The organism is Chitinophaga fulva, assembly GCF_012927205.1.
GTDB classification, from domain to species: domain Bacteria; phylum Bacteroidota; class Bacteroidia; order Chitinophagales; family Chitinophagaceae; genus Chitinophaga; species Chitinophaga fulva.
In genome coordinates this window covers 3,770,945-3,785,431 of sequence record NZ_JABBGC010000001.1, presented here as the reverse complement: position 1 = coordinate 3,785,431, position 14,487 = coordinate 3,770,945, and the positions used below count along the sequence as shown (strand labels likewise).

Annotated in this window: 13 protein-coding genes; 2 read left to right on the top strand and 11 right to left on the bottom strand. The window is 49.6% G+C overall.

Features of this window, described 5'->3' with window-relative positions:
• Window positions 1–25 precede the first annotated feature (25 nt).
• Both HHL17_RS15375 and HHL17_RS15370 read left to right on the top strand, forming a co-directional pair.
• Window positions 26–2,098 carry an ATP-binding protein gene (locus HHL17_RS15375; RefSeq protein ID WP_169225572.1) on the top strand — a complete coding sequence of 691 codons (2,073 nt, stop codon included), beginning with the start codon at window positions 26–28 and terminating at the stop codon, window positions 2,096–2,098.
• Between the two features lie 38 nt (window positions 2,099–2,136).
• Entirely contained in the window at window positions 2,137–2,823 is a 687-nt protein-coding gene (locus HHL17_RS15370) for a uracil-DNA glycosylase family protein (RefSeq protein ID WP_169225571.1), read from the top strand.
• 187 nt (window positions 2,824–3,010) lie between these two features.
• Here HHL17_RS15370 and HHL17_RS15365 read toward each other — a convergent pair whose 3' ends face one another.
• The 11 genes from HHL17_RS15365 to HHL17_RS15315 all read right to left on the bottom strand — a co-directional run bounded on the left by HHL17_RS15365 (window position 3,011) and on the right by HHL17_RS15315 (window position 14,323).
• Window positions 3,011–3,319: a hypothetical protein gene (locus HHL17_RS15365; RefSeq protein ID WP_169225570.1), complete on the bottom strand. Its 309-nt coding sequence runs from the start codon at window positions 3,317–3,319 to the stop codon at window positions 3,011–3,013.
• Window positions 3,320–3,511: 192 nt separating this feature from the next.
• Window positions 3,512–3,880 carry a hypothetical protein gene (locus tag HHL17_RS15360; RefSeq protein WP_169225569.1) on the bottom strand — a complete coding sequence of 123 codons (369 nt, stop codon included), beginning with the start codon at window positions 3,878–3,880 and terminating at the stop codon, window positions 3,512–3,514.
• 29 nt (window positions 3,881–3,909) lie between these two features.
• The gene (locus HHL17_RS15355) at window positions 3,910–4,284 is read right to left on the bottom strand and encodes a hypothetical protein (protein ID WP_169225568.1); all 375 of its coding nucleotides are present in this window, start codon (window positions 4,282–4,284) and stop codon (window positions 3,910–3,912) included.
• A gap of 17 nt (window positions 4,285–4,301) precedes the next feature.
• Window positions 4,302–5,144, bottom strand: a complete 843-nt coding sequence (locus HHL17_RS15350) for an SDR family oxidoreductase (protein WP_169225567.1) — start codon at window positions 5,142–5,144, stop codon at window positions 4,302–4,304.
• A 15-nt stretch (window positions 5,145–5,159) separates the two neighbouring features.
• A complete protein-coding gene (gene cbiB, locus HHL17_RS15345; RefSeq protein WP_169225566.1) occupies window positions 5,160–6,095 on the bottom strand; it encodes an adenosylcobinamide-phosphate synthase CbiB in 936 nt (311 codons plus the stop codon).
• Window positions 6,080–7,102 (bottom strand): pyridoxal phosphate-dependent aminotransferase, encoded by a 1,023-nt coding sequence (locus HHL17_RS15340; protein ID WP_169225565.1) that lies wholly within the window; start codon window positions 7,100–7,102, stop codon window positions 6,080–6,082. The genes cbiB and HHL17_RS15340 overlap by 16 nt, the downstream gene beginning before the upstream one ends.
• Window positions 7,099–8,571 carry a cobyric acid synthase gene (locus HHL17_RS15335; protein WP_240975334.1) on the bottom strand — a complete coding sequence of 491 codons (1,473 nt, stop codon included), beginning with the start codon at window positions 8,569–8,571 and terminating at the stop codon, window positions 7,099–7,101. The genes HHL17_RS15340 and HHL17_RS15335 overlap by 4 nt, the downstream gene beginning before the upstream one ends.
• 100 nt (window positions 8,572–8,671) lie before the next feature.
• Entirely contained in the window at window positions 8,672–9,208 is a 537-nt protein-coding gene (locus HHL17_RS15330; RefSeq protein ID WP_169225563.1) for a hypothetical protein, read from the bottom strand.
• Between the two features lie 7 nt (window positions 9,209–9,215).
• Window positions 9,216–10,394, bottom strand: coding sequence for a hypothetical protein (locus HHL17_RS15325; RefSeq protein ID WP_169225562.1), 1,179 nt, complete (start codon window positions 10,392–10,394; stop codon window positions 9,216–9,218).
• A 55-nt stretch (window positions 10,395–10,449) separates the two neighbouring features.
• Entirely contained in the window at window positions 10,450–11,604 is a 1,155-nt protein-coding gene (locus HHL17_RS15320; protein WP_169225561.1) for a hypothetical protein, read from the bottom strand.
• A 97-nt stretch (window positions 11,605–11,701) separates the two neighbouring features.
• Complete coding sequence (locus tag HHL17_RS15315) at window positions 11,702–14,323, bottom strand: M1 family metallopeptidase (protein ID WP_240975326.1); 2,622 nt, start codon at window positions 14,321–14,323, stop codon at window positions 11,702–11,704.
• Window positions 14,324–14,487: the final 164 nt, after the last annotated feature.

The window sequence follows — 14,487 nt, the reverse complement described above, 5'->3', positions numbered from 1 at the left end:
TTTCCGGTTTGCAATAGTCATTTTGATGGTAATCATCCTGGTTACCTTCTTTATGATCATATTTCTGCGTAAGCGGGCGTCAGATCAGCTGAGTGCGGGCGTGAGAGACCTGGTGGCCACCAAAACCGATGCCGGACATATCGATCAGGCCGTACAGCTGTTATACGCAGCAGACAACGATTTTCGTTTTTACACCCTCACCTACGACCCGGCTTACCTCCACTCGTATGTGGCTTCGCTGGAGTCAATGAGTGCCCATATTGATACCGCCATTGGCGCCGCCTCCAAACAAAAACAGGTGCAGGGGCTACTGGCCGACAAGGAAGCCAAAACCCAGCTATTCCTTCATACCCGCCTGTATGTGGACTCCCTGCTGCAACTATCGCAACAGTGGGATACCGCCGCAACACCGGTGGTGATACAGGAACTGAAAAAGATAAAACTGCCCCAGCGGGAACAGATAGATACCATCATCACCTCCTCTTCTGCTACCGTCAAGCCTAAAAGGAAATTGTTCGGTCGCATCAAGGACGCTATTTCCAACCGAGCAGCGGTACAAACCAAACAAGAAGTAAAAGTCATCAAACGCGATGCAGCCAGTGACAGTCAGACCAGCGTTATCTCTACTGCAGACCTGAAGAAGATGCAGCAAAGCTACCAGCAGTTCATGCGGCAGGCAGCGCAGAGCCATGCGAACCTCAACCGCAAGGAATATGCGCTTGTGATGGCCAACCAGCGATTGTTTAACGCCTTGCAACAAGTACTGGCCAATCTGCGCAAAAACATGGTCGCGGAAACAGACAAAAAACGCTGGGTGCTGAGCCAGAACATCGGTAATTCCCTGTATACGATGGACAAACATACGTATTGGGAAATTCCGTTGTTACTGTTACTGACCGGTATCATCATCTATGGTATTATCCGGCTCTATAAATACGATCTGGCCCTGCTCCGTTCCAAACAGCAGGCCGAGAAATACGCGCGGCAGAAAAGTGAGTTTGCTTCTACTATGAGCCACGAGATACGGACACCCATTCACTCTTTGCTGGGCTATACCAGTCAGCTGGAGCGGGAACAGCCCGGAGAAACAACTTCCGCCATCCGCAATTCAGCAGAGATGTTGTTGTCGGTGGTCAATAACGTGCTCGATTATACGCAGATGGAAGGCGGCAAACCATCCCTGAAACAGGAGAAGTTTTCGCCCCGCACCGCCATTGAGGAAGTCTGCACCAGTTTACAGGTACAGGCCAACATCAAGTCACTCCGGTTGCAGCCCTGTATTTATTTCCCCACTACACAACAGGTGTATGGCGACGTGTTCCGGCTGAAACAGGTGCTGATCAACCTGATCGCCAATGCCATCAAATACACCAGCAAAGGCGAGATAACCGTAACAGCCTGGCTGCGTGAAGGGGAACTGTTACAGGTGTCAGTGAAAGATACCGGCAACGGTATCCCGGCAGAAGTAATCCCTACCCTGTTTGACGCTTTCACGCAAGGCCCCAACGGCGTCTCTAAAGGTAGCGGCCTTGGACTATATATCGCCAAAAAAATTATCGACCTGCATGATGGGAAAATAGAAGTGAAGAGTACACCCGGAAAAGGCACTACGTTCTATTTCGAAATAAGGTATCCCGCTGTTGTACAAACACCCGGTACCATTAAAATTACCATGCCCGTGAACAATTCTACCGAATCCCCCGACACCCCTGCCACTCCTGCCCACATCCGACTACTGGTAGTGGAAGACAGTGTGCTGAACCAAAAGTTGCTGGCCCTCCTGCTGGACAGGCTTGCCATTTCGCACGTGATCACCGGCTCCGCCGAAGAGGCGCTGACCATCTATGCCCGCGAATCGTTTGATATGATCCTGACTGACATTGATCTTCCCGGCATGGACGGTATTGCCCTCACACAGCAGATACGGCAGCTGCCCGACAAGAAAAAGGCCGGCGTCACCATCATCGCCATTACCGGTAATATACTGGATGATGATGTGGCCAGCTATATGAACAGTGGCCTGAATGACTACATCATGAAGCCGTACCGTGAAGAAGACATCCTTGAGAAAATCAGCGCGCACGGCCTGCTGGTATAACCTTCAGGATATTCGCGGATTCTGTCCTATCTTGGCGTATGACATTCGCAGACCAGATCATCGACTTTAATAAAAACCTTGTATTCAACGGCCACCTTCCCGATGGTATCCGTATCATGAACCCGTTCCGTGAAAACCCGGAGATCAACGGCATCATGGAACAGTTTTATAAGAAGTATTACAACGACCACGCGCAGCGCCGTATGATATTAGGCATCAACCCCGGCCGCCTCGGCTCCGGCGCCACCGGCGTGCCTTTCACCGATACCAAACGGATGGCTGAAAAATGCGGCATTACCATCAATGGCTTCAAAACACATGAGCCATCATCTGTGTTTGTGTACGATGTGATCGATGCTTATGGCGGTGTGAAGGACTTCTACAAAAAATTCTACATCAGCGCGGTATGCCCGCTCGGTTTTACCAAACAACAAACCGGCGGCAAGGAGATCAACTACAACTATTACGATAGCCCCGCCCTCACCAAAGCGGTGACGCCTTTCATCATTGAAAACCTCCGTGCCCAGCTTACCTGGGACATAGACACCACTGTTTGTTATGTGATGGGCACCGGCAAAAATGCCGCTTTCTTTGAAGCGCTGAACAAAAAGGAACAGTTCTTCCAAAAGGTAGTTCCGCTGGAACATCCCAGATTTGTGATGCAGTACAAAAGCAAGACAAAGGAGGCGTACGTAGACAAGTATATCACCGCCCTTAAACCGTAACTGTGATGGCCATGATTATTGCTGATTCGTCTGATAGCGAAGATATGAGCGGGGATTAACTGCTGCTATTCTGCAATGTAAGGGTTTACCACTGCTTTCTGATATACAGTCATTTACTGATGGAAGCATCATACCACTTATTCGCTCTGATCTCCGTGATCAGGCGAATAAGCAATAATCATGGCCATCAAATTTTTTCAAGACGGCAGTCCCACACTCTTTGCTGGTTTTCCTGCTGAGGATCATTTTCCGGCAGCACGCCGGTGATCTTATACAGGCTTCCCTCCTTCTGGATACGCTCACCCAATTGCGGACAGGCATCATCTTTAAATTGTACCGTGGCCATAATACCGAAAGAGGTATAACTGTTTATTTTCAGAATGCTGGCTGGCCGCACCGGTGTCAGTAAGCGGCTTCTTTTACGTGCGTTGCTCTTATACTGAAGGTACAGCAACCATAGGGATAAGGCGACAACGCCTATGAATAGCAGGTTCACAGCTACTTGAGGTTTAGATGTTTAGGTAAATCAGAGAAATGGCTGTCGTTGGCATCAAACAGCTATACAATATAATCTTTTTACCTGACAAAAAAACAAGCGGCCGGGAAGAACGGCAAATAAAAAAGCCCGGGTGCCAAAGCACCGGGCCCCGATTGATTCCATGTAAACAATGTGAGCAGCCATCAGCTGTTAACCGCCCAGTACGGGTGTTAACGGTGGCGTACGAAAGGGTACCCATTCCGCAATTTTCCCGATGTCTTCCCGGATGGTGTTCAATACACAGTCCAGCGCTTCGAAACGAAGATCAACCACACTAAACCGCATCTCCACTTTGGCTTCCAGAGAATCCACTTTCTTTTCCAGTGAATCCATTCGGTGGTCCAGTGAATCCATGCGCCGTTCCATTGAACCCATGCGATTCTCCAATGTACCCATACGATTCTCCAGTGAGCCGATACGTGTTTCCAGTGAGCCAATACGTGTTTCCAATGCATTGAACCTGCGATCAACTTTTTCATCCAGGACATCCAATTTGGCTAAAACCAGCTGTAATTCCATGATCAAAAAATTATTATTGTTTCGCTAAATTAATACATCTTCCAACACCAACTATCAACTGACACAAATTCGTTCACCCTGATAAAAACCCTATCAAAACCAGTATACAAGAGCGTTTCATCAGCTGGCGCATACAGATAATAATACCCCCACGCCGCCCATCCTGCCAAAGAACAAAGGATTCCTACCCAAATAAGACACCTGAAAACAAAGGGATATTTCCCGTAAAACAACGGACTAATCATCATGTAAAAGACGGCGCTCCAAACAAACATAGCGCCCAACCACCAATTGTACAACAAAGGAATAGGGTCCAGAAAACGGTAGGTCATCAATGCTGCCATAAACAGCGGAAACACCGCAATCACACCCGCGCAGAGCATCTTCTTGAACAACAGGGTCATAGTATTACAGGATTTTACTATTTCTCTCCGGTTGGCGGAGCATGGAATAACGTTAACGGATCATCGTAGATAAATTCATAGCCGAGCCACTGCTTCAGCTTATCTGAGCTTACTATTTTAGCCGGCTGTTCAGCAGATGGTTTTTTCTCCGGCATCTCCAGCCCGAAAGCCTTTGCAGCAGCGGTGTAATACTGATACCGAGGCGGATGCGCACTCGCACAGGCATTAAAAACTTCTCCCCAGATTTCTTTTTCTATCAACTGACAGATGATAGCGATACAATCATCGCGGTGTATGACATTCATCGGTGCGTCGTTATTACGGCGCTGCGATTGTAATATGGCTGCGGTAGGCACCCGGTCATAACCGATCAGTCCACCGAAACGAAGTACCGTGGTACGGAAAACCGGGGATTGCAGCAACAACTGCTCCACCTCCCGTAATGCAGCACCATTGGTAGTTTCCGGCATTGCCATATCCGTTTCCGTTACTACGCCGTTAACATCCGCATATACCGATGTGGAGCTAACGAACAACACTTTTTTGATGGCCGTGGTCTCCAGCTTTTCACGCAGTGCCCTGATCTCCTGGATATGCGCCTGTACGCCTCTCTCCCGGTTACGGGGTGGCACATTGATCACCAGTACATCTGCATCCCAGAATGTTTCAGGCGCTTCCGGTTGAGCGCTGCCCAATACCACGATATGCCCATCGATACCTGCTTCTTTCAGATCTCTTACGCCTTCGGCAGATGTACGGGCACCTTTCACTATGTAGCCCCTGCGTTGCAGCTCGATTGCCAGCGGCTTGCCCAGCCAGCCGCAGCTCAAAATGCTTATTTTCTGAAAAGGTTGGTCCATACCGGAATAAAATACTCAAATAATTAAATAGCCCAATAAACAAATAGCCAGTACCATCACCAGTGTGGCGGCATGGTTCACATACAGCACCTTACGGAATTCCGTATGTTCAATATCGCGAGGCTGCTCTCCGATATAGGGTTTCACCACCACACGCCCGTGATAGGTATTGGGGCCGCCAAAGCGGCAGTGGAGGATACCCGCCAGCGCTGCCTCCGGATAACCGGCATTGGGACTGGCATGTGCCCCGCCAAAACGCAGCACATACTGCGCCGCACGACCGCTGCCCGTCACCATCACCATCAGCAAAGCGGTGAGCCGCGCAGGAATGAAATTCGCTACATCATCCAGCCGCGCCGCCACCCTGCCGAAGTACAGGTATTCGTCATTTTTATACCCGATCATGGAATCGAGCGTGTTGATTATTTTGTACAGCATGATGCCCGGCACGCCCAGCAAGGCATAATAAAAGAGCGGCGCAATCACGCCGTCGCTCAGGTTTTCAGACATGGACTCCATCACGGCGGTCCGTATCTGATTAGGCGATAAGGCAGACGTATCACGCCCCACAATCCAGGAGAGCCGCTTGCGACCGGCTTCCAGCCCCTGCTGCTGCAGAGTATCAAACACCTCCCGGCCTTCCCGCAGCAGGCTTTTATTCGCCAGGGCAAAAAATACCATGACCGATGCAAACGAGACCTGCGCCCATGGCCATGGCGCGAGACGGTGTTGTATATAATAAAAAAAGAAAAAGACGAATGCGCATAAACCTGCAGTCATCAGTGCCCCTTTCCACAAACGTCCTTTCCCGCGGTTAAGCCACCGGGAGAAGAAGGAGATCAGATGACCATAATATTTCACCGGATGCGGCCAGTTGCGCGGGTCTCCCAACAGGAGGTCCAGCAGATAACCTAACAGCAACGGCAACACGAATTTTACGAAAGGGTCCATTTACGCAGGGCTGTTAACAATAACGTATTATCCTCTTTGTTACGGCAGGCGATACGGCAGTGTCCCTGTTCCAGTCCATAGAAATTGGACGCATCCCGGATCAGGATACCGTAATTGTTGACCAGCCAAAGTTTCAGCGCAGCTGCTGTGCCGGTCAGTGTTTCAAACAGGAAATAATGGGTATGGGTAGGATGCACGTTGAATTCCGGCATCTTCCGCACGCCTTCCCACAGCTGATAGGTGTCTGCCAGCAGGGAATCTACCGGCACTTCAAATTCTGCCGGATGGTCCATGATGTAATATCCAGCTTCCAGCGCGAGGCTATTGACCGACCATGGCATGCGGTAAGCACGTACCTTGTCCATCAGTGTTCTCTGGCCTGCCAGGTAACCCAGCCGCAGACCGGGGATACAGCAGGACTTCGTCAGCGAACGTAGGATGAGCACATTCGGCAACTGGTGCAGGTGTGGTAGCAACGTGTCGGTATTACGGGTGAATTGTATATACGCTTCATCGATGACAAAAACACAACGGCTGTTGAACTGTACCAGTTGTAACAGCCCTTCTTCGCTCATCGCCTGGGCGGTAGGGTTGTTGGGGTTACAGATAAACACCAGGTCGGTGATAAACCGGGTATCCGGCGCCAGCTTCTCCCAGAAAAAATAACTCACCTCGTGCCCGTACAGTTTACAGGCATCCGCATATTCCGCGAAAGTAGGCACCACCACCGTGGAGGAAGAACCACTGAAAGCCTGCGCCACCAGGTAGATAGCCTCCGTACCGCCGTTGGTGACCATCACCATGCCGGGAGTTAGTTCCGTGCGCTGTTCAATCTGCTGTTGCAGTTTACCCGCGGCCGCATCCGGGTAATGGTCCACCCCGCGAATATGACTGGTGATATGTTGTACCAGTTTTTCCTGTATACCGCCATAGTATACGTTGGAGCTGAAATCAGCCACAATAGGGCGGTCAAACAGGTAAGCGTCGTCTCCGTGTCCTTGTATCATAAGCGAATGGCTTTGTAGACCGCGTCCATGTCCAGGTGTTGCCGGATATGAGCGGCCAGTTTATCATATTGAGCAGACCGGAAGGCCTTATAATCGAAGCTTTGCGCAGTACTGACCTTATTGCCGCAGGCGGACAACAGCTCGTCGAGTACCGCGGTATTGTCCAATATGCCGTGGAGGTAAGTGCCCCAGCATTTATCGTGCAGGAAGTACCCGTCAGGCTCACCATCATCCAGCGTGGCCAGGGGGGATGGCTTTCCGCTTTCCGTGATGCCCATGTGTATTTCATAACCTTCACTGACAGCCGTTTGTTGCCGGTAAGTGAAACGGCGCTGCCGTGTTACCTTTTCACGGGTAAGGACGGTAGACACCGGCAGAATGCCCAGTCCCGGCATACTGCCAGGCTCCCCTTCCACGCCGTATGGGTCGGCAATGGAAGTGCCCATCATCTGGTAGCCGCCACAAATACCGATCACCACTTTATTCCGTTTATATGCCTCTGTGATAGCGCGGGCGGTGCCATTATTTTTTATCGCCACCAGATCGGCCAGCGTGTTCTTACTGCCGGGAATAATGATAATGTCCGCCTCCGTGATCTCTGCCGGGTTATCGGTATAAAACAGGTTAACGCGGTCATCTTTCTCCAACACATTAAAATCAGTAAAATTTGACATATGCCGGAGCAGCACCACCGCGATATTGATCCGTCCCTCCGTTTGCCGTTTGTGTTTGAGTGATAGCGCCACCGAATCTTCTTCTTCGATATGAATATCGTGATAATAAGGCAATACACCAGTAACCGGTACGCCAGTAATAGTCTCCAGTTGCCTGCGGCCATCTTCAAAAAGACGGATATCGCCGCGGAATTTGTTGATGATAATACCTTTGATCAACGCTTTCTCTTCCGGCGGCAGCAAGGCGATAGTACCGTACACACTGCCAAACACGCCTCCCCTGTCGATATCCGCGATCAGGTATACCGCCGCTCCCGCATGCAGTGCGATGCGCATATTGGTAATATCACGCTGGCGCAGGTTCAGTTCAGATATGCTGCCTGCCCCTTCCATTACCACCGGATTATATTGTGCCGACAGGCGGTCGAAAGCGGCCTTCACTTCTTCAAACAGCTGCCGTTTGTCGTCCTGCATAAAATACTCCCATGCCGTTTGATTGCCGGCAGGTTTGCCGTGCAGCACCAGTTGGGAAGTCTTATCGTTGGTAGGTTTCAGCAGTACCGGATTCATATCGGTATGACAGGGAACGCCTGCCGCTTCTGCCTGTACCGCCTGCGCACGGCCTATTTCCAGGCCATCGGGCGTAGCATAGCTGTTGAGCGACATATTCTGTGCCTTGAAAGGCGCCGGATGGTAGCCATCCTGCTTAAATATACGGCAAAACCCCGCTGTAATCACGCTTTTGCCCACATCAGAAGCAGTGCCGACGAACATTACCGGCCTGAGTTGTTTCATGGTATCCATAACATCAAGTGGCAACGAAGATATTAACTTTCACAAACTTATCTTCGTCCGGCATTATACAGTGACGACAACAGCTACTGGGAGTATTCAGTTAAAACATATGACTTAATGCAGTCGCAATGCCCAAACCTCCCATAAAAAAGAAAAGAATAAATACCGCGTAGTCCATATAATTCCTGCGAATATCCTTATTGATGTAGATAAACAGCGCGGTCATTAATCCGCCAAACAAAGCAACCGTCAGGAACGTAAAGAGAGCATTCGACACCAGCAAAACAGCATGTTCGCCCATGTACTGGGATGCCATGAATATGATGACCATATTAATGCCCAACAGGTAAAAAATATTGGGCTGACGGGTTTCGTTTTCACCTCGTCTGGGAGGCATGATACGTATATGTTCCACGTACTTTTTGAACACATAAAAAGCAACGAATACACTACAGACCCCCAGCCAGAAAAACCACTTAAAGCCGGTGGGAAAACAGATAGCCGCTATTATCCATATCAGGCCGTTAATACCATTCAGGGAAAATACCGCCCAGCGGGCCTCATTAAGTATAGGTGGCAGGCTTGGATCACTGATCAGCCATGGTTTGCGGGTGTCCCGCTGTTCTTGATTTTTCATATTACTTTCATTTTATTCCGGTTACCCTGTACCAGGGCAAACCTAAAGCACCCCTGTGCAACTCCATATTTACCAGATCATTGATCTCCGTCTCTTCGTAATCACTTTTCACAACGGAAATCGATTCGCTGGATCTTACAGGGCCCCAGGGCCACACCTCCAGGTAATAGCTGGTGGATTTACCGGTACTGATTCTCTTATTAACAACAGTAGTCTGGTATAAGCCCGCTGAACGGGTATCCAAAAAAACATTTATAAATACGACCATCCCATAAGATGCTATCAATAACAAAAAGGCATAGGTAATCACCCCTACGATCTTCGTGGAACGCTTTGCCTCCCAATCCCTGATACTAAAGATGGTCAGTCCAACAAGCGCTGCTTCCACTATAAGCGTATATATCCATAGATTAACCTGACCGACGGTATATACAGGCATTGTAAAGAGAAACAGCCCAACGGTACAGCACAGTGTAGTCCAGGTAATATCGGGCAAAATCTCCTCCTTCTTCGCTGTATTAATGATAAGAAATCCTCTGTGGCGCCTTACCATCATCAATGCTACCGGCAACAATATTATCAACAATACGGGCAACCAGGGAACTGTATGCCTGAGGAAAAAACTCAGAGCGGCCAACACTGTGGCAGTAATATTTAACGTCCAGGCTGTATGTTTGGCTTCTCTCAATCTTCCCTGGTCCAATACCCTGGTACCTTTCACTGAACTTCTGTCCCGATAATGGCTGTCCAGGTCCCAATGACGCCTGTCCAGGTCCCGGTACCGGTTGTCTGCCCAGCGGACTAATTCCGCGTAATTACTACGATAGGCTGACACCTGGATCTTCCGTTTGCTCTTTTGTCCGGGCACCAGTATCACTACGTTACCGTCTTTCCGATATCCGACCACCTCGCTCCACAATAGTTCTCTTGTATACAAAAAGGATTTATACCGTATCCCATCATTATCTGTATAAATAACCGACAAGCCCTCATTTGTAAACACGATCGCAAGTACCACGGGGAGGACTATAGCACCCACTACCATGATGATGGTTAGTACCATCGGTTCCGGCAAACCGTTAACAATCATGCTGTAGATGGTATACATTGGTATCACGGCCAGAAGCGCCACAAAAGAAAAAAGAAAAATGCGGGAACCGCGGGCATAGGTATATTCTCGTTGCATAGAGGGTTACTACAATAAAAATCCGGCGACAAACATAACGAAAAAACGGCGATACTTAGCGCTTCAGTAGCTGTGGCGTATACCAGGGCATACCAAAAGCCCCCTTGTGCAGCTCCATTATTATCATGTCATTGACATGGACCACTTCGTATCTCCTCTTCCCGACTGAAATAGACCTCGCTGATGTTACAGGCCCCCATGGCTTCACCACCAGGAAATAGCTGGTAGACTTCCTCTTGCTGATTCTTTTATCAAAGACCGTTGTTTCAAACAATTGCGGAGCGCTATGGTCAAAAAAAGTATTCAGGTAAACGATAGATTCAAAAAATGCCGGCGTACAGAAAATTATAAAGCTGATGACGCCCCATGCTTTTTTTGCAGGAGTAGTTTTCCAATGACGGATAGCGAAAATTATCCCTATAGCAAATACCCCGGAGGCCACCAAAGCGCCCAGCCATAATTCCTTCAGCGCCAGGCTAAAAATGGGCACTGCAAATACAAACAAGCCGATGGCGGAAAATATAATAGTCAGTAAAACAACGGGGAATGGTTCTTTTTTCCGGTCAATAAATACAGGCTGCCCTTTATGATACAACAGGGCTATCAGCGCAACAGGCAACAATAAAACCAGTATCAACGGCAACCATGGCAAAGAACGGAGAAAGAAAAAACACAACATCATCACCACGAAGGCGGTGATATTTAGCACCCAGGCCGTTTTCCGGGCTATCCTTAATTCATATGGAGCAACAGTGCTTATCTTATCATCTGCCACGGTTGCGGTTTCTGATATCTTACCGAGATCGGGATAACGGCTTTCTACCCAATCCGCTAATTCCCGGGACTTGCCGCGCCGGTTGGATATTTTAATTTTTCGTTTGCCTGTCACCGTGGGTACAAGTACCAGGCTGCCTTCTTTCAATTGATACCCTTTTACCTCCTGCCATAATAATTCGCGGTGATAGAGGAAAGATTGGTAGCGTATACTAAAGGCGTCAGATGCCACTACCGATAACAACTCATTGATACAGTAGGTCACCAATGCCATACCGGGCACCCCCGCAAGAAACCCATAGAACGTCTCCAGCGGTGATGTCACCCTCACTACCATCGCTGTTCCGATGGCCAACAATGGCACCAGGGCAAAAGGAGCTATCAGGCAAAAAACAAAGATGCGGAAACCGCGGCTATAGGTGTATTCTTGCTGCATAAAGGGTTAATACAATAAAAAAATCCGGTAACAAACATAAGGAAAAAAACGGTTTTCCCTTACGCCTGTTACCGGACCTTATCTTGTGAGCGAACGTTTACTTGTTGAACACGTCGTCGCCGATATTACTGTTGATGACTGCCTTCACTACTTTTACATTGGTATCAAAACCGCCGGCAGTGGTGCGGAACCGGAAAGGTATCTGTACACCGCTTACATCGCGGTATTCGAGATAGTCGGTTATGGCATTATTAGCCGGCGCGCCTTCCTGTCCGCTGAGCAGTAAGGTACGCACTTTCAGGCCTGTTTGGGTGCTGTAATAGTTCTTTTGCAGGCTGCCATTAGCCGTGGCGATGGTCAATACATATACGTCTTCATCATTGACCTGCTCCGTTTGTGGCGCCAGCTCTACCTTCACATTGTCGGGTGTTTCCAGGTAAGACAATTCAGAGAACAGCAGGTTCCTTTCTTTGAGCAATGCTTTTTCGGAAGGCGCCAGCGGCATTTCGCGGCCCATCTGCCATAGTCTCACAGAATCCCCGTTGATCACAACTTTATAGGCCACCCCATTGATAGCAGGGATAGTAACCGCCTGCCAGACTTTGCCGGGCAGCTTATACAGAGACTTCAGTTCTACCTCGGTGCCCTGGGTTTCTCCCTGTGCTTCGATGGAAAGATCTTTGACGCCTTTCAGTTTTTCGCTGCCACCGATAGCGTTTACGTAGCCTTTCAGCACCGTAGCTGCTGTAGTTCCCGCCGGTACCGGTTTTCCGGTTTCCGCTTTCCAGCTGTTGTTGGACGGGTTAATATCCGGCATGTCGCCCTGTGGGTCGATGACAACACTGGCGAGCTTTTCTTTGGATGGATGATGATAAGCCCAGGTAGACCCGCGTTGCCAGATTTCCACCGGCAGGCGCACCGTATCACGGCGACCGCTTTCCGTGCGGATGGTCATTACCACCGGCATAGGCAACTGTTCCAGGTTTTGCAGGGTAATGATAGCGCCCTTAGCCGGGTCGCTGCCGACATAGGTTACACTTTTAACCGCCTGGTCCAGCTTCCAGATATTAAAGAACCATCCCCGCCAGAACCACGCCAGGTCCTCTCCTGCCGCATTCTCTATTGACCGGAAGAAGTCCCATGGTGTAGGGTGTTTAAACGCCCATCGTTTGATGTATTCCCGGAAAGCATAGTCAAAACGCTCATGTCCTAAAATCTGATCACGCAGTAGTTTCAAGCCCATGGCAGGTTTATAGTATGCCGCTGTGCCGTTGTACCGTAACCCGATCACATCGGGCGTGTTCATGATCGCTTCCGCATTGGAGGCGAACATGGAAGGAGCTGCGCGTTGACCGGACTGTTCGGAGTTGAACTCACCTTTGTTAAACGAAGCAGCAGCAATGCCATTGATGAATGTGTTGAAACCTTCATCCATCCAGGCGTATTTACGTTCATTGGAACCGACGATCATCGGGAACCAGTTATGCCCGAACTCATGGCTCGTAACGCCCCATAGCCCGCCTTTAGTGGACTTCGCGGAGCAGAACACAATACCGGGATATTCCATCCCGCCTACTATTCCGGCCACATTGGTGGCTACCGGATAAGTATAGGGATACCATTGGCTGGAATAATGTTCAATGCAGCCTTTTACAAACTCAGTAGAGCGGCGCCAAGCGTTGGGAGCCGATGATTCTGCCGGATATACTGACTGCGCCAGGGCAGTTTTTCCACCGGGCAGGTTCATACGGGCAGCATCCCAGATAAAAGCGCCGGAGGCAGCCCATGCCACATCGCGGGACTCTTTACAGACGAAGTGCCAGGTGCGGTTGCCTTTTGCAGCAGCATTGTGGAACTCAGTGGTATCGCGGATCATCACGGTAGCATCGCTGTTACGCGCTTTGGCTATCCGGGCCGCTTCAGTGCTGTTCAGCACCTGTGCCTCATTGACCAACGCGCCGGAACCTACTACCACCATATTGGCAGGGGCCGTAATGGTATAATCGAAGTTGCCGTATTCAAGATAGAACTCAGATGCTCCCAGGTACGGAATATTGTTCCAGCCCAATACATCATCGTACACTGCCATCCGTGGGTACCACTGGGCAATTTCGTATATCCATCCATGACGGGTGTTCATACGGCCGGTACGGTCAGTGCCGTATTCCGGCACCGTATAGCTATAGTCTATTTTCAGCTGCAGACTACCACCTGGCTTCAGGGCGTCTGTCAGCCGTATCTGCATTCTTGTATCGTCTACCAGGTACTTGGCGGTACTGCTTTTGCCGTTGCTCACCACATCTACCGACTTTAACTCAAACCCATTGGTAAAAGTGCGGTTAGCAAACCGGTCGCCGGTGGCAGCTACTGTGGCCGTGCCCCGGGAGTCCTGGCGGTACACGTTCTGGTCCATCTGCAACCACAGGAAAGGCAAATGGTCAGGGCTGTTGTTCTTATAAGTGATCAATACGCTGCCGGATATCCGGTGTTGCAGGGTATCCAGGGCGACCGTTATCTTATAGTCAGCCGCATTTTGCCAATATTTAGGCCCGGGCTGCCCTCCCGCGCTCCTGTACTCGTTTCCGTTGGACGGATAAAACAAAGGTGAAAATGCCTCATGGTGGTCATACCGGGAAACCGGTGCGTTCTGTGACAGACAGGGCTGTGCCATCCCACACAGCAACAGGGAGGCCAGAGAATAAATCTTGCGTAGTGTCATCTCGTTAGCGATAAGTTAGATTTTGTGGTCTCTAAATATACTGCGATTTGATGACTCTAACCTTTACGGATATTAACCATTCTCATCTCATTTTGGGATTTTGGGATTTTGAGACTTAAATAAAAGAGGGTGTCTCAAAAGTAAACTGAGGCTCCCTTTTCATT

Bases quoted from the DNA above. Each gene is read 5' to 3' on its own strand.
- HHL17_RS15375 (WP_169225572.1), top strand. From the start codon at position 26: ATGGTAATCATCCTGGTTACCTTCTTTATGATCATATTTCTGCGTAAG.
- HHL17_RS15370 (WP_169225571.1), top strand. From the start codon at position 2,137: ATGACATTCGCAGACCAGATCATCGACTTTAATAAAAACCTTGTATTC.
- HHL17_RS15360 (WP_169225569.1), bottom strand. From the start codon at position 3,880: ATGGAATTACAGCTGGTTTTAGCCAAATTGGATGTCCTGGATGAAAAA.
- HHL17_RS15355 (WP_169225568.1), bottom strand. From the start codon at position 4,284: ATGACCCTGTTGTTCAAGAAGATGCTCTGCGCGGGTGTGATTGCGGTG.
- HHL17_RS15350 (WP_169225567.1), bottom strand. From the start codon at position 5,144: ATGGACCAACCTTTTCAGAAAATAAGCATTTTGAGCTGCGGCTGGCTG.
- cbiB (WP_169225566.1), bottom strand. From the start codon at position 6,095: ATGGACCCTTTCGTAAAATTCGTGTTGCCGTTGCTGTTAGGTTATCTG.
- HHL17_RS15340 (WP_169225565.1), bottom strand. From the start codon at position 7,102: ATGATACAAGGACACGGAGACGACGCTTACCTGTTTGACCGCCCTATT.
- HHL17_RS15335 (WP_240975334.1), bottom strand. From the start codon at position 8,571: ATGAAACAACTCAGGCCGGTAATGTTCGTCGGCACTGCTTCTGATGTG.
- HHL17_RS15330 (WP_169225563.1), bottom strand. From the start codon at position 9,208: ATGAAAAATCAAGAACAGCGGGACACCCGCAAACCATGGCTGATCAGT.
- HHL17_RS15325 (WP_169225562.1), bottom strand. From the start codon at position 10,394: ATGCAACGAGAATATACCTATGCCCGCGGTTCCCGCATTTTTCTTTTT.
- HHL17_RS15320 (WP_169225561.1), bottom strand. From the start codon at position 11,604: ATGCAGCAAGAATACACCTATAGCCGCGGTTTCCGCATCTTTGTTTTT.
- HHL17_RS15315 (WP_240975326.1), bottom strand. From the start codon at position 14,323: ATGACACTACGCAAGATTTATTCTCTGGCCTCCCTGTTGCTGTGTGGG.